The sequence below is a fragment of the Mangrovibacter sp. MFB070 genome, assembly GCF_000705335.1.
GTDB classification, from domain to species: domain Bacteria; phylum Pseudomonadota; class Gammaproteobacteria; order Enterobacterales; family Enterobacteriaceae; genus Mangrovibacter; species Mangrovibacter plantisponsor.
In genome coordinates, this window is the sequence record NZ_JJMI01000025.1 from 115,408 (window position 1) to 135,123 (window position 19,716).

Below are 19,716 nucleotides of genomic sequence, written 5' to 3' on the forward strand. Positions count from 1 at the left end.
CAATAAGCGTAGTTCCTTCACAATATTAATCAAGTTTTTAACTTTTTATTTTCATTTTCCCTGTTTTTGTGTAGTGCTCGTCACTATACGGGTAAAAAAAAGGCCACCCTGGAGGTGGCCAACCATGTCGAAAAGGGGTTCACGCCTTACCGGCGATCACCATTTTTTTATTGAGGAAGAATAGATTTGAGCGCTTCACCGATATCTGCCAGGCTACGCACAGTTTTCACCCCGGCAGCTTCAAGTGCTGCGAATTTTTCGTCTGCAGTACCTTTACCCCCGGCAATGATGGCGCCAGCATGGCCCATACGTTTACCCTTAGGCGCGGTAACACCCGCAATGTAACCCACCATTGGCTTAGTGACATGTTCCTTAATATAGGCAGCAGCTTCTTCTTCTGCGCTACCACCGATTTCACCAATCATCACGATGGCTTCGGTTTGCGGGTCTTCCTGGAACAGTTTCAGGATGTCGATAAAGTTGGAACCTGGAATTGGGTCACCACCGATACCAACACAAGTCGACTGGCCAAAGCCGTAATCAGTTGTTTGTTTCACCGCTTCATAGGTCAGCGTACCCGAGCGTGAAACAATACCGACTTTACCCGGCTGGTGAATGTGCCCTGGCATGATACCGATTTTGCAAGCACCCGGAGTGATAACGCCCGGGCAGTTAGGCCCAATCATGCGCACACCGGCTTCGTCCAGTTTCACTTTCACAGTCAGCATATCCAGAGTGGGAATACCTTCAGTAATAGTGATAATCAGTTTGATACCAGCATCGATTGCTTCAAGAATCGAGTCTTTACAGAACGGGGCCGGTACATAAATAACTGATGCAGTCGCTCCTGTGGCCTCTACCGCTTCACGAACGGTATTAAACACGGGTAAACCCAGGTGCGTTGTACCGCCCTTACCCGGTGTAACGCCACCGACCATTTGGGTACCGTAAGCAATGGCCTGCTCGGAATGGAATGTCCCCTGGCTACCAGTAAAACCCTGGCAGATAACTTTGGTGTTTTTATCGATTAAAATGGACATTATTTCCCCTCCACTGCAGCAACAACCTGCTGCGCGGCGTCGGTCAGACTGGTCGCCGCAATAATATTCAGGCCACTTTCAGCAAGCTTCTTCGCACCCAGTTCTGCATTGTTACCTTCAAGGCGCACAACAACTGGCACATTTACACCGACTTCGGAAACGGCACCAATGATGCCATCGGCAATCAAGTCGCAACGTACAATCCCGCCGAAGATGTTAACCAGTACCGCTTTAACCGCATCGTCAGACAGAATAATTTTAAACGCTTCAGTAACACGTTCTTTCGTTGCACCACCGCCCACATCAAGGAAGTTAGCCGGCGCACCACCGTGCAGTTTCACAATATCCATGGTGCCCATAGCCAGACCTGCGCCATTTACCATGCAACCGATATTGCCTTCCAGAGCCACATAGTTCAGTTCCCATTGCGCAGCATGGGCTTCGCGCGGGTCTTCCTGGCTCTTGTCATGCATTTCACGCAGTTCTGGTTGGCGGAACAGCGCATTACCATCAACACCCAGTTTGCCATCAAGGCAAATCAGGTCGTCCTGAGTAGTAATGACTAAGGGGTTGATTTCCACCAGCGCCAGGTCACGCTCCAGGAACATAGTGGCCAGCCCCATGAAAATCTTGCTGAACTGCTGAATTTGTTTGCCCTGCAGACCCAGTTTGAATGCCAGTTCACGCCCCTGATACGGCATCGGGCCAGTCAGTGGATCAATGGCTGTTTTGTGAATAAGATGCGGCGTTTCTGCAGCAACTTTTTCTATTTCCACGCCACCTTCAGTGGATGCCATGAACACTACGCGACGACTGCTACGGTCTACAACTGCGCCAAGATACAGTTCTTTAGCGATATCAGTCGCATTTTCAACCAGGATCTGGTTTACCGGCTGACCGTTGGCATCTGTTTGGTAGGTTACCAGGCGTTTGCCTAACCATTGTTCAGCAAAAGCACGGATATCTTCTTTATTTTTTACGACTTTCACACCGCCAGCTTTACCGCGGCCGCCTGCGTGTACCTGGCATTTTACTACCCAAGGACCGGCACCAATTTTAGACGCCGCTTCTTCCGCTTCGCGCGGTGTGGTACAGGCATAACCCACCGGTGCCGGCAAGCCATACCGGGCAAACAATTGTTTCGCCTGATATTCGTGTAAGTTCATGAGTTCTATCCATTCAAATCAGATGAAGAGCATCTAGGCTCGGGGTACTCTGCGCCACAGCGTTTGCTGTGGCCGGGTAATCGGTGTGTGGGGCACAAGCCCCACACAACTACACATCCAGCAGCAGGCGAGTCGGGTCTTCCAGCATCTCTTTAATTGCGACCAGGAAACCAACGGACTCACGCCCGTCTATCAGACGGTGATCGTAAGAAAGTGCCAAATACATCATTGGCAGAATTTCTACTTTACCGTCTACCGCCATGGGGCGGTCTTTGATGGCATGCATGCCCAGAATGGCGCTTTGCGGTGGATTGATAATCGGAGTGGACATCAAGGAACCAAATACGCCGCCGTTAGTGATAGTGAAATTACCACCGGTCAAATCTTCAACGGTGAGCTTACCGTCACGGCCTTTCACAGCCAGCTCTTTGATACGTTTTTCGACATCGGCCATGCCCAGTGTATCCACGTCACGCAATACCGGCGTAACCAGACCACGCGGTGTGGACACTGCCATGCTGACATCGAAATAGTTGTGGTAAACCACGTCATCACCATCAATGGAAGCGTTCACTTCCGGGTAACGTTTCAGTGCTTCAACCACAGCTTTAACATAGAAAGACATAAAGCCCAGACGGATACCATGACGTTTTTCAAACGCCTCACCGTACTGTTTACGCAAATCCATAATCGGCTTCATGTTAACTTCGTTGAACGTAGTCAGCATTGCTGTTGAGTTTTTTGCTTCCAGCAAACGTTCCGCAACACGTTTACGTAAACGCGTCATCGGGACACGTTTTTCACTGCGGTTACCCGCAACAGGCTCTACCGCCGGAGCTGCCGCCGCCGCAGGGGCTTTAGCCAGATGTTTTTCAACATCTTCGCGAGTGATGCGGCCACCAACACCGGTGCCTTTAATTGCACTGGCGTCAAGATCATGCTCACTCAACAGGCGGCGAATTGCCGGGCTTAAAGCGTCATTGGTTTGCTCTTCAAGATCAGCAGTGTGGCGTTGTGCTGGTGTTGATTCCTTTTCATCTGCCTTGGCAGAGGTTTCTTTACCAGAACTGTTACCTTCACGCAGCCGCCCAAGGATCTGGCGAGAAGTCACTGTTGTGCCTTCAGCTTCCAGCACAGCATCCAGTACACCATCAGCGGCTGCCGGTACTTCCAGTACCACTTTGTCAGTCTCGATTTCAACCAGAACTTCGTCGCGGGTTACCGCGTCACCCGGTTTTTTATGCCAGGTTGCCACGGTGGCGTCGGCAACGGATTCAGGCAGGTCGGGAACAAGAATATCTACGCTACTCATTATTTATCCTTTAACTATTCGACATTCAGCGCGTCATTAACCAGATCTTGCTGCTGTTTAAGGTGAACGGACATATACCCGACGGCAGGTGATGCCGACGCCGGACGCCCTGCGTAACGCAGTGCGGAGCCAAAAGGTATCACTTCGCGCAAGTGGTGCTGGCTGCAATACCATGCGCCCTGGTTCAGAGGCTCTTCCTGACACCAGACAAAGTCATGAACATGGGAGAACCGTTTAAGCACTTCCTGCACGCTTTGTACCGGGAAAGGATACAACTGCTCAATACGGATAATCGCCACATTGTGTTGATCGTTTTTACGGCGTTGTTCCAACAAATCGTAGTACACCTTGCCAGAACACATCACCACACGTTTCACAGCTTGCGGATCGATATCATCAATTTCACCGATGGCAGGCTGGAAAGTGCCATTCGCCAGTTCATCCAGGCTGGAAATAGCCAGAGGATGGCGCAGCAGGGATTTGGGTGACATCACCACCAGCGGGCGGCGCATACCACGCAATGCCTGACGGCGTAGCATATGGTAAACCTGTGCCGGTGTTGATGGTACGCACACTTGCATGTTTTGCTCAGCACACAGTTGCAGGTAGCGTTCCAGGCGTGCGGAAGAGTGCTCTGGCCCCTGCCCTTCATAACCATGAGGCAGTAACATCACCAGCCCACACATCCGGCCCCATTTTTGTTCACCAGAACTGATGAACTGGTCGATAACCACCTGAGCACCATTTGCGAAGTCACCAAATTGTGCTTCCCAAATAGTAAGAGTGCGTGGCTCTGCTGTCGCGTAACCATACTCGAAGGCCAGCACGGCTTCTTCAGACAGAACAGAATCCCAGACACGGAAAGTACCCTGTGCATTGTGTACATGGCACAGCGGCGTGTAAGTCGAGCCGTTGGTCTGGTTATGAATGACAGCATGGCGGTGGAAGAATGTCCCACGGCCTGCATCTTCACCAGAAATGCGTACCGGAATACCTTCGTCAACCATGGTGGCGTAAGCCAGGTTTTCTGCAGCACCCCAGTCGAGCGGTTTATTACCGGCGGCCATTTCCTGGCGGTCGCCGTAAATTTTCGCTACACGAGACTGCATTTCGACAGCGTCCGGAACCGTACTGATGCGTTTTGCCAGTTCCTGCAAACGCTTCATGTCAACTTTGTTCGGGTAGCTTTCATCCCAGTCATGGTTCAGGTAAGGCGACCAGGTGAATGAGTGCATATTCATTGGGCGCCACTCTTTTACCACGCAGTCACCGGCATCCAGCGCATCGCGGTACAGATTCACCAGTTCAGTGGCATCTTCCAGCGTGGCAATCTGGTTCTGTTCCAGTTTGTCTGCATAGAGTTTGCGAGGCGTGGGGTGTTTTTTAATTTTCTGGTACATCAGCGGCTGGGTTGCACTGGGTTCATCGGCCTCGTTATGGCCATGACGGCGGTAACACACCAGGTCAACAAACACATCACGCTGGAAGGTGTTGCGGTAATCCAGTGCCAGACGGGTAACAAACGCCACTGCTTCCGGGTCATCTGCATTGACGTGGAAAATCGGGGCCTGCACCATTTTCCCAATATCAGTACAATAAGGTGTGGAGCGGGCATCCAGTGGGTTCGACGTAGTAAAACCAATCTGGTTATTAATAACGATACGAACAGTACCACCCACATCATAACCACGAGCCTTGGACATGTTCAGGGTTTCCTGAACTACACCCTGGCCTGCAACAGCAGCATCGCCATGAATAGTGATAGGCAGAACCTTGTTGCTGCCAGGTTCATCCAGCCGGTCAAGGCGCGCACGCACAGAACCAATAACAACCGGGCTGACAATTTCCAGATGCGAAGGGTTAAACGCCAGCGCCAGGTGGACCAGACCACCTTCAGTTTCGATGTCTGACGAGAAGCCCATGTGATATTTCACATCACCGGTTCCCAGATGCTCTTTATGCTTCCCGGAGAATTCGTCAAACAAATCCTGCGGTTTTTTACCCAGAACGTTGAGCAGCACGTTAAGACGACCACGGTGCGCCATGCCCAGTACCACTTCACGGGTACCGCTTTTGCCTGCATGGCGAATCAGTTCTTTGAGCATGGGGATAAGCGCGTCACCACCTTCCAGAGAGAAGCGTTTTGCACCCGGGAATTTGGCACCGAGATAGCGCTCCATACCTTCAGCCGCTGTTAACTCACTGAGAAAGCGCTTTTTCTCTTCTGTTGAGAAGGAAGGCTGACCAACCACAGATTCAATACGGTGCTGAATCCAGCGCTTTTCTTCTGTGTTGGTGATATGCATATATTCCGCACCGATAGAACCACAATAGGTTTGCTTCAGTGCAGTGATTAAGTCGCCCAGCTTCATGGTGTCTTTGCCAATTGCAAAAGACCCCACGTTAAAGCTCTCCTGGAAATCAGCTTCCGTCAGGTGATGAAATGCAGGAGAGAGATCAGGTACCGACTCTTGTTGCCACAACCCGAGTGGGTCGAGATTAGCCTGCTGGTGACCGCGGAAGCGGTATGCGTTGATGAGCTGCAGGACTTTTACCTGCTTGGCATCGGTGTCAGGGTCGGTAATTGAGGAAGTGTAACGTGAGGCATCCTTCGCCAGACGACGAAAATAATCACGTGTTTTGGAATGGAATTGATCCGGTCTTACCCCTGTTCCTGGCAACTGCTGGAACATGGAGCGCCAGTGTGCGTCCACTGAGTCAGGATCGGTTAAGAAGTCTTCATAGAGCTGTTCTATCCATGTCTGGTTAGAACCAGACAGGTAAGAAGAGTCCAGCCAGGCTTTCATTGCGCCGTTCTGCATCGTGATCCCTTAAGCCTTACAGGCTTACTTTCGCCGTAAAAACTACATCGTACACCCTTATGGGGCACGTACCAGGGTTCACTTTCAGCGAGCTTTTATAATGGAATCGCCCGCGAAGGAACCTTTAAAAACTGTCTTCACGCAATTGCACCTTTTGAGTATGACACCCGGTGCAAGGTGCTACCGGCAGTTTTTAAAGATTTCCTGAAAAGCCGGGAAATGACTTCCCGGCCCTTCATATTATGCACTACGTTTCAACAACATCGACTTAATATGGCCAATTGCGCGAGTTGGGTTCAAACCTTTTGGGCAAACACTGACACAGTTCATAATACTGTGGCAGCGGAACACACTGAAAGCATCACTCAACCCTTCAAGGCGTTCGTCGGTTTCTGTATCACGGCTGTCTATCAGGAAACGGTAAGCCGCTAACAAACCAGCCGGTCCAATAAATTTATCCGGGTTCCACCAGAAGGACGGGCAAGATGTTGAACAGCACGCACATAAAATACATTCGTACAGCCCATCGAGTTTTTCCCGTTGTTCCGGGAACTGCAAATGTTCTCTGGCCGGTGGATTTCGCCCGTTATTCAACAGGTAAGGCTTAATCTTCTCATATTGAGTATAGAACTGCCCCATGTCCACAACCAGATCACGCACAACAGGAAGTCCTGGTAATGGGCGAATCACAATTTTTTGATTACCGTTACGCAGGGCTGAAACAGGCGTGATACAGGCCAGGCCATTTTTGCCATTCATATTCATGCCATCAGAGCCACACACCCCTTCACGGCAGGAACGACGAAAAGCAAGTGTCGGATCTTTTTCTTTCAACTGGATTAACGCATCCAGCAGCATCATGTCTCGCCCTTCGTCAGCTTCCAGCGTGTAATCCTGCATACGCGGAGCATCGTCTACATCCGGGTTATAACGATAAACTGAAAATTCGAGTTTCATCACCTTGTCTCCGCAATCAGTAAGTACGTACCTTCGGCGGGAACGCCGGGCGCAATTTAGGCTCCATATTCACCTTACGGCGTACCATGGATTCACTTTCTGGCAAGTACAAGGAGTGGCACAACCAGTTCTCATCATCACGTTCAGGGAAGTCGAAGCGGCTGTGCGCGCCACGGCTTTCAGTACGGAAGTTTGCCGACATCGCGGTGGCATACGCCGTTTCCATGAGGTTATCCAGTTCAAGGCATTCCACTCGCTGGGTATTAAACTCACTCGACGTATCATCAAGACGCGCGTTTTGCAGGCGCTCGCGAATTCCTTTGAGGTCTTCAAGGCCTTTGGCCATTGCATCGCCTTCGCGGAATACGGAGAAATTGTGCTGCATGCATTCCTGCAATGCTTTGCGGATAACCACCGGGTCTTCACCTGTGCGGTTATTGTTCCAGCGGTTCATGCGCTCAAGGGAGGCTTCCACATCAGATTCACTTGCATCACGCAGCGCACCCTGTTCATTAATGGACTCTTGCAGATGCATACCTGCCGCACGCCCAAATACCACCAGGTCCAGCAACGAGTTACCACCCAGACGGTTGGCACCATGAACAGACACACAGGCAATCTCACCAACAGCAAACAGGCCCGGAATCACAACATCCTCGCCTTTTTCGTTCACGGTCAGCGCCTGGCCTGTTACTTTGGTGGGGATCCCACCCATCATGTAGTGGCAGGTAGGAATAACAGGAATAGGTTCTTTTACCGGGTCGACGTGTGCAAAGGTGCGTGACAGTTCAAGAATACCTGGCAGGCGGGATTCCAGAACATCTTTACCCAGGTGATCAAGCTTCAGTTTGGCATGGGGGCCCCATGGGCCATCGCAACCGCGGCCTTCACGGATTTCAATCATGATTGAGCGGGCAACGACATCACGACCGGCAAGGTCTTTGGCATTTGGCGCATAACGCTCCATGAAGCGTTCGCCATGTTTATTCAGCAAATAACCGCCTTCACCACGGCAGCCTTCCGTGACCAGAACACCAGCCCCGGCAATACCCGTTGGGTGGAACTGCCACATTTCCATATCCTGAACAGGCACACCCGCACGCATTGCCATGCCAACGCCATCGCCAGTATTAATGTGCGCATTGGTGGTTGACTGGTAAATGCGCCCTGCACCGCCGGTCGCCAGCACTGTAGCGCGGGCTTTAAAATACACGACTTCACCGGTTTCGATGCACAGTGCAGTACAACCCACCACTGAGCCGTCCTGGTTTTTTACCAGATCCAGTGCATACCACTCGGAAAAAATGGTGGTGTGGTTTTTCAAATTTTGTTGATACAGCGTATGCAGCAAAGCATGCCCGGTACGGTCTGCCGCCGCCGCAGTACGCGCAGCCTGCTCACCGCCAAAATTCTTCGACTGCCCGCCAAACGGGCGCTGATAAATACGCCCGTCATCCAGACGTGAGAATGGCAGCCCCATATGTTCCAGCTCAAGAATCGCTTCCGGGCCGGTTTTACACATATATTCAATTGCGTCCTGATCACCAATGTAATCAGAACCTTTCACGGTATCGTACATATGCCATTCCCAGTTATCTTCATGGGAATTGCCTAATGCGACAGTAATGCCCCCTTGCGCAGATACCGTGTGGGAGCGAGTAGGAAATACTTTGGACAGCAGAGCACAAGTTTGCCCTGACTGGGAAATTTGCAGTGCGGCACGCATACCTGCGCCACCTGCACCGATAACCACTGCATCAAACTCTCTGACTGGCAATTTCATTACACACCCCACACCACAACGAACCCATAAATGACGTAAACCAGCAGCGCTGCAACAATGGCAAGTTGCAGGACAAGGCGTATAGCCAGTGGTTTAACGTAGTCGGTTAACACCTGCCACATGCCAATCCAGGCATGAACCAGCACAGAAAACAGCGCCAGCAAGGTGAATACTTTTGTGAAAGCGGAGGCGAAGAAACCCGTCCAGATTTGCCAGGTCAGTTCACCGCTGGTTGCAAAGAAGCCAACCATATAAACGATATACAGCGCGATGATAATCGCAGTAGCACGCACCAGAATATAGTCGTGCACACCATTACGACCAAGCGCAGAGGCGTTGCTTACCATACGAGAACTCCTGCAAGAATAGAAAGCACGACAGTAATACCGAAACCAATGTTGGCAGTACGCTTCCCTGCCTCTAAGGTTTCTTCCAGATAACCAAAGTCCATCAGCATATGACGGATTCCACCGACAACATGGTAAGCCAGTGCGGTAAGAATGCCCCACAGGATGAATTTAACGATAAAGCTGTCCATAATTGATGAAGCAACCAGGAAGCCTTCGGGTGAGGAAAGGGATAGCCCCAGCAACCAGAGCAGAATGCCGACCGCCACGAAGGTGATCACGCCGGAAACGCGGTGGAGGATGGAAGCAATTGCGGTGACGGGAAATCGGATCGTAGCAAGATCCAGATTAACAGGTCTTTGTTTTTTCACATTTTTCATTATGAATAGCGCCCACATGCTGTTTTTATTATTCCTTCCTCCGGTCTGCAGGCGGTCAGACAGCGTGGTTTTCTATAACTCTGCGTCATGTAAAACAACTGCTTCCAGGTGTTAAAATGACGAGTACTACGCTGGGTGGCTCGCGGGAGCAGTATGTTCCGGAGACCTGGCGGCAGTATAGGATGTTCACAATATCATTACAATTAACCTACAAATAGTTTGTGTGTTTTTGGCTGGAACAGTGAACACGATCACGATAACAACAATTTTTTAATTTTTAATTATCTGATTTGACAAAAATTAAACATTATTGTTACATCCATCACCGAAAACGCCGTATAATTCGCAAAAGTTATAGGGTCACTCTTTCACCTGAGAATAAGTTATGTAACAGTGTGTCGGTATTGACCGCAGTAGTCAGGACAGTTATTAGTGATATAAAGATTTTATGATACTGACTGCTAACACCCTGATTTGCTGTTGTTTCACCACGGTCTGAATGGTTACCTGCAAGCGCCCATCGCTCTGTACCCTGGTCATATCCTCTAAAAACAGAGACGAGAGCTGATATAACAAACTGGTAAACTTCAACCTGGCCATGAAAGCAAACTGGTAAAGCCGCAGTCTTACGCAATAAGGCGCTAAGGAGACCGTAAATGGCTGATAAAAAAGCAAACCTAACCCTCGAAGGGGGCTCTGTCGCTGAGCTGGACGTGCTACAAGGCACCCTGGGCCAGGATGTTATCGATATCCGTAGCCTTGGTTCAAAAGGGGTTTTTACTTTTGACCCTGGATTCACCTCAACCGCATCCTGTGAATCTAAAATAACCTTTATTGATGGTGATGAAGGTATTTTGCTCCACCGCGGTTTCCCCATCGACCAGTTGGCAACTAACTCCAACTATCTCGAAGTCTGTTATATCCTGCTGTATGGTGAAAAACCCACCCAGGAACAATATGATGAGTTCAAAACGATTGTAACGCGTCATACCATGATCCATGAGCAGATTACTCGCCTGTTCCATGGTTTCCGCCGTGACTCCCACCCGATGGCCGTCATGTGCGGGGTAACAGGTGCGCTGGCTGCGTTTTACCATGACTCACTGGATGTGAATATTCCTCGTCACCGTGAAATCGCTGCGTTCCGCCTGTTGTCCAAAATGCCAACCGTGGCGGCGATGTGTTACAAGTACTCCATTGGGCAGCCTTTCGTTTACCCACGAAATGACCTCTCCTATGCCGGTAACTTCCTGCATATGATGTTCGCAACACCGTGTGAAACTTATGAAGTTAACCCGGTGCTGGAACGCGCAATGGACCGTATTCTGATTCTGCATGCGGACCATGAGCAGAACGCCTCGACGTCAACCGTACGTACTGCAGGCTCTTCTGGTGCCAACCCCTTCGCCTGTATTGCAGCGGGTATCGCCTCACTTTGGGGGCCTGCTCACGGTGGTGCGAACGAAGCCTGCCTGAAGATGCTTGAAGAAATTAGCGCGAAAGAACACATTCCGGAATTTGTGCGCCGTGCGAAAGATAAGAATGACTCTTTCCGCCTGATGGGCTTTGGGCATCGTGTTTATAAAAACTACGATCCGCGCGCCACTGTAATGCGTGAAACCTGCCATGAAGTGCTTAAAGAGCTGGGTATGAAAGATGACCTGCTGGAAGTGGCAATGGAACTGGAACACATCGCGTTGAACGACCCGTACTTCATTGAACGTAAGCTGTACCCGAACGTTGACTTCTATTCGGGCATTATCCTCAAAGCAATGGGGATTCCGTCTTCAATGTTTACGGTAATTTTCGCAATGGCACGTACCGTTGGCTGGATTGCTCACTGGAGTGAAATGCACGCAGAAGGGTTAAAAATTGCCCGTCCGCGCCAGCTGTATACCGGCTACACCAAGCGTGATTTTACGTCAGATTTGTCATCCCACTAAGTTGTTGGCAACAAAAACAAAGCCCCGGTACAGGGGCTTTGTTTTTTGTATAACCGGTTGTTAAGGTTATTGCCTGTCACTACAACCTCACTCCGTTATTGTTTCCCACTTGTTCCGGTAACCGGGCTTCCCAGGTGCATGTTTATCAGGCTATAGCGGTAAAGCAGTTGCCTGATATGCAGTTCGGTCTGTAACTGCAAAGCACCATGCTGGGTGACGGGACTTAAGGCCCCTGAGCATCAGGCAGGCGGTGTCATCATCAGGCTCATCAACTTTCACCATTTGGAAACGGCGCTCCAGCGCAGCGTCACGTTCGAAATAGCATTTATATTCGCTCCAGGTCGTAGCAGCGATAGTACGCAACTCTCCTCTTGCCAGAGCAGGCTTAAGCAGATTAGCGGCATCTGCACCACCAGCCTGGTTCCCTGCGCCAATAATTGTGTGAGCTTCATCGATAAACAGCAGTACGGGTTCTGATGATTGTTGTACCGCATCAATAATATTTTTCAGCCGTTGTTCAAATTCCCCTTTCACCCCGGCACCGGCCTGTAACAGGCCAAGATCCAGAGTGCGCAGGGTGACAGGCTTAAGGGATTCAGGGACATTCCCCTGTGCAATGCGCAGGGCCAACCCTTCAACTAACGCTGTTTTCCCGACACCAGGCTCACCGACCAGGATAGGGTTGTTTTTACGCCGCCTCGAAAGAATATCTATCATTTGGCGAATTTCAGTATCGCGCCCAAATACCGGGTCGATATCCCCTTTGCGGGCTTTGGCAGTCACATCAACGGTAAATTTTTCCAGTGTATTTTGTAATGTGTTGCTCAGTGTTGCCGTATTGTCTTGCTGGCTTTCCGAACGGCCCACCAGGGTGACATTATCAAGCAGTGAATGGGACAGTTCGTCATTCTGCTGGGCATCAAGCCGTTCGTCAGATTGTGTGTCCAGGAGTGAACGCAGGCGGTCTAACTGAATTTGTCTCAAGGTCATCAACGGCCACAAACCATCACATGACACCAGACGAGGTTTGCTAACCAGAGCCATCAGCAAGTGAACGCTGCGAATTTGCTCTTCCCCAGCCAGTGAGGCTCGCAACCAGGCTTCCTGCAACAACGCCAGAAGCTCATCTGATAACCCTGGCCGGATATGGACCTTACGGGGTAACGCATCCAGCCAGTTCATTAAGTCCTGCCACAGCGCGTCCATATCCCACTCGTAACGGCGCCCCAGTACCGTCAGATCCCCCTCGCCTTGTTCAAATAGCTTTAATAGCCAGTGTTCAGGATGAATTTTTGCGTGAGCCCGGGTTTGGCACAGAGAGGCGGCACTTTCCAGTGCACGAGCACAGTAAGGGTTAAGACGACGTAACAGGTTCGCTGAATTTTCCATATTCTTTCACTCGCTGTCAGAGACCTTCAGGCACGCTACCGCCCATCGCTTTTCCTTGCTATCAGGAACCTAAGCGCATCAGGTCTGGTTTGGGGTTTTTGGTATTTTTTGCTGAACACCCGCTTAACGGACGCTCAGCGAAAAGAAAAGCGGGCAGCCGAAACTGCCCGCCCAGGTAACTTATGCTGTGGCGCGCTCATTCCATGAGTCGGAATGAATGATGTTGCCGTCTTTGTAAGTCCAGGTGATCTTTTCGTAACGCAGTTCAATGCGTTCCAGGTGGTTGTGTTTCTCGAAAGATGGGTCTTTGATGTCATGCATGACCGGGTTTACCTTCACCACTTTCACGTTCTCAAGTTTGGTGTTGAAGTACTCCACTTCCTGGCCCGCATCGTTGATTTTGTACCACTTGAATTCAGCTGACTGCAGCGTCTGGCCAGTGGTCACCGCTTTGTATAAATACGGGCTGGCGGAATCAATTTCTTTGGTGAACAAAAAAGGCGTGTGGATACGGGTGCCAGTCAGCTTCCCGGTGTTGTTATCGGTCGGGATATACAGGTTGTGCTCCTGCGCCACCACTTCAATGCTACCCTCGCGGTCCTGAACATCTACCGAACCTTTGATATCAGCACCGCCATCGTCTTTCAGCCAAAGATAAACAGGAATTGCCATTTGTTACTCCATTTCGTTTCGTGATACGCCACCATCCTGTGATGGCGCAGAGGATAAACCTGCTACCAGACAGGCATTCGCCTGTGGAACCAGGTTGATTTCGACACGGCGGTTAAGCGCACGGCCTTCCGCTGTATCGTTAGTTGCGACAGGGCGGCTTGCACCATGCCCCAGAACCGCAAAACAGTTTTCCGGTATTTCGCCGGTATCGCGCATCCAGTCACGAACCGACTCAGCCCGTTTCAGTGACAATGCCTGGTTGAGTGGCGTGCTCCCGGTGTTATCGGTGTGCCCGGTTATGCGAATCAGCCACCCCGGACGGGCTTTAACCCCCACCAGCGCATTCACCAGAACTTTTGTGGAGCCTGGTTTCAGTTCAGATTTCCCGGCATCAAACAAGGACATGCTATCGAGGTGAATAATATTGGGTTGGCGTGTTTCCGGCGTTGTGGAAACAACAGGTTGCACCGGTGCAACATAAGACTGGATAGCGGCCATAACCGGAGCACGCAAATGCTCCCCCCGGTACAACCCCAGGCTCAGGTGCAGTGGGCTACCGTTACGGGCCCAACTATTCAGTTGGGTTGCGTGCAGGCGCAGCACATTGACCGCTTGCGCCTTCTGCCCGCTATCTGCCGGGCCAATATGGTGGTAATGCTGTAAATCGAAACTGATGCGTTGCAGTAATTGCTGGTTGTTCCAGGCACTGCTGGCTAAAGCCACGCCGATGCTCAACGTGAACAGCACAAAACCGTTGCGCAACATACGCTGTGCAGGCGTTACGCCTTCCCCCTCAGGCAACAGCGGTAAAATAAAATCGGGCAACAGTGGCATAACTGTGTTGTCAGCCGCGACAGGATGCCAACCAGCGACGCTATTTAATGCGGTATGCCGGTGTAACCATTCCCTCCAGACTGAATGGGATAAACTTCCCGCCAGAACCGGGCTTATTCCCCAAGCCACTGCTGTGGGTTTAATGGGCGGCATATCTGGTTTTGTATCTATAAACACGGCCTGGACATAGTGGCTGAACCAGTTTGCCAGGCTGCTCATCAACACCGTGGGCTCAACCGACGCGGGTTCCTGCGTATTAAGCCTGAGCCAGTCGGTCACTGTTTCCGGTACAGATGGACTATTCCATACACGGATAAGCCCCTCCGGTGTTGCAGATTGCCAGTGCATATCCTTCACCATTGCACTGCCCACCAGGCTACTGAGCAATAACGGCACCGCCTGCCCGGTAATACGGTGTAACTGGCTTATTTGCCAACGCAAGGCGAGCAACCGGCTGGTGAGCGTTTCCTGGTCCCCATGCTGTTGTGGGCAAACGCAGACCATTACCGAAAGCTGCCGGCCCCAGCCGGGGCGTTGAGACAACAGTTCGCGGGTAACTACTGCCAGGTCATGAGGGTTGTCGACTCTTATCCAACAGCCCTGGCTCACAGTGAGAACGGGTGATGTATCTGGCCAGTTGCCTGGCAAATCACCACAAACCAACACGACAGGCTGGCGGTATGCCACGCCGGGCAAGTCAGAAAACCAGGCAAAAGCGCCTGTGTTTTCCCGGCGGCTTAGCACCCCCACCCATACCGCGGCACTTCCCCAAATAACAACCACCGCCAATACAGCAGTAAAACGCGAGACAGGCAGTAACCCGAGGCAGAGCACACTGATTAATAGTGCGGCCCATAACACCAGCAGTCGCTGTTGTGTGGGTGTCATTGAGCCACCTCAGGCAGCCGGGTTGCCAGAACCAGGTCCAGCCACAGGTCCAGCCCCAGCCACAACACAACCAGCATGAAAACAGCCAGGCCGATGCGAGCAGGCCATGAGGAAAAACAACGCATTACCCCCACGTCATTGAACCTTTCGTCCAAAACGGGTTGCGCGGTTGAGCAGGTGATACCGCCAACTCTGTCATTAAGCGCATTGACCAGTTTGTTACGCTCCGGGTCATCCAGTGAACGATAACTGCCCAAAAAACCTAACATCAAAACCCGGTGGAAGCAGACCAAAACCACCGGGTCCGGCGCAGGCTCACGCAACACTGCGCGCATGCGGTCGCAAAGGGTATCCCCCGCATTCATCGTGCCCAAAAAATGCCCTTCAAGAGGAATGCTGTACCACTGCACGCAGGCATCATCCTGAACACCACGGCTTTTAACCGTTTCATCCAGTAACGCGCATTGTGCAGTGAGAATGTGCTGGCAGCTCAGTTCATCCAGTTGTGTTGCTTTCAGCGCCTGTTGCGCCCCGGCAATATTCTCGACACAGCGCTCCCACAATATCGCCCCTTCGCCGGACTTAAATTCAGGGCTGTGGCGTAAGCTGATAACCTGCAGCCAGGTACTATGCAAAAGTGCATCTATATCAACAGGTTTGGTAACTTCGAATATTTGTTCACTCATGTTCTCAGTACCGCGTAAAGTTCAAGTTCAGGTTCGCCCAGCATGCCCGGGGTGTAGAACATGCAACTGCCGCTTTCCAGAATTTCTTTTGCTGCCGGATGAGACAAATCAAGGGAGAAGTACTGGTTTTCCAGGCGCAAGGGGATAGCCGCCGGGACATGGTGCAACGGCTTGAGTGGAATACCCTGACGAGACGCATTCACCAGGCTGGTGACAAAGTCCGGGCTACCAACGCGGCATTGCAGAGGAAATTGCTCCTGCAACCGCGCTGCAGGTATAGGCGAGCGTACCGAAAGGTAGTAGTCGGCCCCGTCGCGCAACCGGGGGTCGTGCAGCCGCGCCGACCACAGGCGCAGGCGTGTGTCACACGTCAGTTCAATAGACACGACCCGTGATGGCAGGCTGGCCTCTAATAGATCACTCACCAAATTAAATAATGGTGGGAAGACGTCGTTCAGTGCGTCATGGCGGTAGTGAGGAATGGCAGTAACCTGGTGCTCCAGAGAAAATGTCAGCAAACTACCGGCAAGCCGGGCAAGCTCAGGATACAGGCGTTCCACGGGTGACTGTGGGTGGTACTGGAATTGCCCGAGTACCGGTTCCGCACTGTTAAGTGCATTAAGTAACCAGAACAAAGACACATCTGCGACAGCAAAATCTGCCATACGCTCATTGCTTTCACGCCGCATGGCCATCAGCCGGGCAAGCCGCGCACGTAATTGGGTCATCAGTTGTTCCAGGTGAACCACCAGCCATGGGCTGCTGTGCACACTGAGTAACGGCGGAAGGAAAGTCTCGTCCACTCGCCATACTCCCTGTGAATCCTGAATCAGGCGGGCCACAGGGCAGGTAAGGAAATCGCCATTTTCCTGGTGAGCAAAGCGCAGGCTCAGCTCTGGCTGGAGTATGGCAATCTGACGGTCATCGTCCCCATAGTGATTACGTACATCACTCCAGGCCTGGCGAAAGCGTATTGGGCGAGCGGCGACTTCTTCTGGTTTGAGGCAATTGCCACCATTGGCACGCATCCGTGGTAATGCGAGAAGCACTGTCGTTTCATGAGGTTCGCCATCCAGAGGTAACGTGGGTGGCAATGCATCCGCGTTGTTGGTATCTATCAATGTGCCGTCCTGGAAACGGACATGTAAGTGGCGAGCCTGGAGATGGCCCAGTTTCAGTGCATCGGCTTCAAACGAAACCTCAACCACCCCCCACGGGTGGTTGAGCCCCATTCTGGCAATACATTCGGCAGACCAGGCTGCATACGCAGCCTGTTGTTGGAAATGCTGGGGAGAGAGCATAATTCCTCGCCCCCATAACGGTTGTTCCGTTTTCATCGGCTTCCTGCCTTGTTAAGATTTCGCCTTTGGCATCCGGGAAACCAGCGACAGGTTGACATCCATGCCTTCGACCTGGAATTGGGGCACCGCATACAGTTTCACACTGAAGAACCCCGGGTTATCACTGATATCTTCGACAACCACTTTCGCATCACGCAGTGGATGAGAAGCCTGCAACTCATCGCCCGGATCAGTCATTTCTGTTACCAGCCCACTCACCCAGGTATTCAGTTCCAGTTCCAGTAAACGGCGATCTTTCGTGGTACCGATGTTTTCACGCTGAATCAGCTTCAGGTAATGCGCGATGCGCGACAGCAAGAAAATGTAGGGCAACCGCGCATTAATACGGCTATTCGCTGTTGCATCAGCCGTGTCATACAGCGCAGGTTTTTGGGTGGAGTTTGCCGAAAAGAAACACGCGTAATCGCGGTTTTTGTAATACGAAAGTGGAATAAAACCGAGGTTGGCAAATTCGAACTCGCGGGTTTCAGGGATCATCACCTCAGAAGGGATCTTCACCTGGTTGCCCGTCCCCAGATCATACAAATGGATTGGCAGATCCTGGACTGCCCCACCCGCCTGTGGACCACGGATTTGTACACACCAGCCATTATTGATAAAGCTGCGCACCATATTGGCAGCAAAGGCAAATGACGCATTGGTCCACAAATACTTATCGTGATCCGGCCCTTTCACTTCTTCAACATAGTTAAAGCTACGTACTGGTACTGTGTCCGGGCCATAAGGCAGGCGGCCAAGTACTCGTGGCATCACCAGGCCAAGGTAACGGGAATCGTCCGTTTCACGGAAAGATTTCCATTTGATGTATTCCGCACGGTCAAAATAGTTGCCAATATCTTTAATGGCCGCGACTTCTTCCATTGAGTCTTTCAGGAAAAATGCCGGGCCTGCCGAGCCAATGAAAGGCATATGCGCTGCCGCAGACACTTTTGAAATATTGCGCAGCAGTGCAACGTCCTGAGCGGATGCATCAAATTCATACGCAGAAATGAATGCCGCTATCGGCTCACCACCCGGTGTATCGTATTCAGCAACATAAGTCTGCAAATACAGGCCACTCTGAATAATTTCTGGCGCATCTTCAAAATCCTGGCGCAGGTCATCTTTGGATAAATCCAGGAGTTCAATTTTGACGTTCTGGCGGAAGTCTGTTTTATCCACCAGAGATTTAACGCCACGCCACAAGGATTCGACTGACTGGAAGTTTTCGTGGTGCATCACGGCATCCAGTTGGCGGCTGATTTGCCAGTCCAGCTCCGCTATATGGTGATCGATCAGGTGTTTATCCAGTTTTTCCACACGGGCCCCGGCTTTACTCAGGCACTCAAGGAAAACCTGCATGCCCGCAGTCAGGCGTTCATCGGCCGTAGCGTCAGACATCACCTGCGCATCCTGCCAGATATCCAGCGCGCTCAGTTCTGAAACCGGGTTAAGATTAATTTTCTCAAACAACGAGGTATACACACTGCCTGTTTCAGGGCGTTCCAGCACCACACTATCCCCAGTGGTTGCGCTTTCAGTATTTACAGCCATCAGCATTCCTTATTTAGTCCGTTAAAATTGTTACTGGTGTTATGCCTGTTTTGGCGCCAGCGCAGATAACTCGTTACGCAGTTCAGCGCTCAGGGAAGGGTCAAGCAGGATTTTTTCCAGCTCCTTACGAAAAGACTGGTTATCCAGCAGGTTGGCTTTCAGGTCACGGAGCAGGTTCCGCATAGCCAGCATTGCTTTGAGCTGAGGGATTTGCCGGGCAACCTGTTCGGGAGAAAAATCATTCATGTCACGGAAGGTCAGGCTGACATTTTCTTCGCTGCCATCACCCGCCAGCGTATTCTCGACGGCCATACTCACAGAGGGTGAATAGTCAGCGAGCACGCTATTAAAGTTATTTTTATTAATATTAACTTTATTCCGCTCAGATAATGCCAGCGTCTCCTTGCCATTACTAAAATCACCAGCAACTAATAATTTTAAAGGTAATTCTGTTTTCTTCTGTGCTCCTCCGGTGTGCAGATCCAGTTTCAAGTTAATGCGTGCCTTCGGTATTTCCCTTTGGAAGCTATCGCTCATATCCCCTCTCTCATTAGTGAATGTTTTATTGGCGCAAGCCGGGCTTTTGCCCTGACATACAATAAT

15 protein-coding genes and 1 pseudogene are annotated in these 19,716 nt (G+C 51.2%); 1 reads left to right on the top strand and 15 read right to left on the bottom strand.

Features of this window, described 5'->3' with window-relative positions; genetic code table 11:
• Positions 1-167: 167 nt before the first annotated feature.
• The 8 genes from sucD to sdhC form a co-directional block, all read right to left on the bottom strand.
• Entirely contained in the window at positions 168-1,040 is an 873-nt protein-coding gene (gene sucD / locus DT73_RS12740; protein WP_036109307.1) for a succinate--CoA ligase subunit alpha, read from the bottom strand.
• Positions 1,040-2,206, bottom strand: coding sequence for an ADP-forming succinate--CoA ligase subunit beta (gene sucC, locus DT73_RS12745; protein WP_036109319.1), 1,167 nt, complete (start codon positions 2,204-2,206; stop codon positions 1,040-1,042). The genes sucD and sucC overlap by 1 nt, the downstream gene beginning before the upstream one ends.
• 109 nt (positions 2,207-2,315) lie before the next feature.
• Positions 2,316-3,518 carry a 2-oxoglutarate dehydrogenase complex dihydrolipoyllysine-residue succinyltransferase gene (gene odhB, locus DT73_RS12750; protein WP_036109327.1) on the bottom strand — a complete coding sequence of 401 codons (1,203 nt, stop codon included), beginning with the start codon at positions 3,516-3,518 and terminating at the stop codon, positions 2,316-2,318.
• Between the two features lie 14 nt (positions 3,519-3,532).
• Positions 3,533-6,340: a 2-oxoglutarate dehydrogenase E1 component gene (gene sucA, locus DT73_RS12755; RefSeq protein WP_036109330.1), complete on the bottom strand. Its 2,808-nt coding sequence runs from the start codon at positions 6,338-6,340 to the stop codon at positions 3,533-3,535.
• A gap of 240 nt (positions 6,341-6,580) precedes the next feature.
• On the bottom strand, positions 6,581-7,297 hold the full coding sequence (locus tag DT73_RS12760) for a succinate dehydrogenase iron-sulfur subunit (protein WP_036109335.1): 717 nt from the start codon (positions 7,295-7,297) through the stop codon (positions 6,581-6,583).
• A 16-nt stretch (positions 7,298-7,313) separates the two neighbouring features.
• A complete protein-coding gene (sdhA, locus tag DT73_RS12765; RefSeq protein ID WP_036109346.1) occupies positions 7,314-9,080 on the bottom strand; it encodes a succinate dehydrogenase flavoprotein subunit in 1,767 nt (588 codons plus the stop codon).
• A complete protein-coding gene (sdhD, locus tag DT73_RS12770) occupies positions 9,080-9,427 on the bottom strand; it encodes a succinate dehydrogenase membrane anchor subunit (protein WP_036109349.1) in 348 nt (115 codons plus the stop codon). Before sdhD ends, sdhA begins: the two co-directional genes overlap by 1 nt.
• Positions 9,421-9,825, bottom strand: coding sequence for a succinate dehydrogenase cytochrome b556 subunit (gene sdhC, locus DT73_RS12775; protein WP_036109355.1), 405 nt, complete (start codon positions 9,823-9,825; stop codon positions 9,421-9,423). The genes sdhD and sdhC overlap by 7 nt, the downstream gene beginning before the upstream one ends.
• A gap of 638 nt (positions 9,826-10,463) precedes the next feature.
• Here sdhC and DT73_RS12780 point away from each other — a divergent pair.
• Positions 10,464-11,750, top strand: a complete 1,287-nt coding sequence (locus DT73_RS12780) for a citrate synthase (protein ID WP_036109362.1) — start codon at positions 10,464-10,466, stop codon at positions 11,748-11,750.
• Between the two features lie 213 nt (positions 11,751-11,963).
• On the opposite strand, the pseudogene DT73_RS12785 reads toward DT73_RS12780, so the two are convergent.
• From DT73_RS12785 to tssB, 7 genes and pseudogenes are all read right to left on the bottom strand, one after another.
• Positions 11,964-13,139: pseudogene (locus tag DT73_RS12785) on the bottom strand (AAA family ATPase); the annotation flags it as partial.
• A 180-nt stretch (positions 13,140-13,319) separates the two neighbouring features.
• Positions 13,320-13,811, bottom strand: coding sequence for a type VI secretion system effector Hcp (gene hcp / locus DT73_RS12790; protein ID WP_036109367.1), 492 nt, complete (start codon positions 13,809-13,811; stop codon positions 13,320-13,322).
• Positions 13,812-13,814: 3 nt separating this feature from the next.
• Positions 13,815-15,533, bottom strand: coding sequence for an OmpA family protein (locus DT73_RS12795; protein WP_036109370.1), 1,719 nt, complete (start codon positions 15,531-15,533; stop codon positions 13,815-13,817).
• A complete protein-coding gene (gene tssL / locus DT73_RS12800; protein WP_036109373.1) occupies positions 15,530-16,219 on the bottom strand; it encodes a type VI secretion system protein TssL, short form in 690 nt (229 codons plus the stop codon). Before tssL ends, DT73_RS12795 begins: the two co-directional genes overlap by 4 nt.
• Positions 16,216-17,556: a type VI secretion system baseplate subunit TssK gene (tssK, locus tag DT73_RS12805; protein ID WP_036109376.1), complete on the bottom strand. Its 1,341-nt coding sequence runs from the start codon at positions 17,554-17,556 to the stop codon at positions 16,216-16,218. Before tssK ends, tssL begins: the two co-directional genes overlap by 4 nt.
• Before the next feature lie 15 nt (positions 17,557-17,571).
• Positions 17,572-19,119, bottom strand: a complete 1,548-nt coding sequence (gene tssC, locus DT73_RS12810) for a type VI secretion system contractile sheath large subunit (protein WP_036109378.1) — start codon at positions 19,117-19,119, stop codon at positions 17,572-17,574.
• A 33-nt stretch (positions 19,120-19,152) separates the two neighbouring features.
• Positions 19,153-19,650, bottom strand: coding sequence for a type VI secretion system contractile sheath small subunit (tssB, locus tag DT73_RS12815; RefSeq protein ID WP_036109381.1), 498 nt, complete (start codon positions 19,648-19,650; stop codon positions 19,153-19,155).
• Positions 19,651-19,716: the final 66 nt, after the last annotated feature.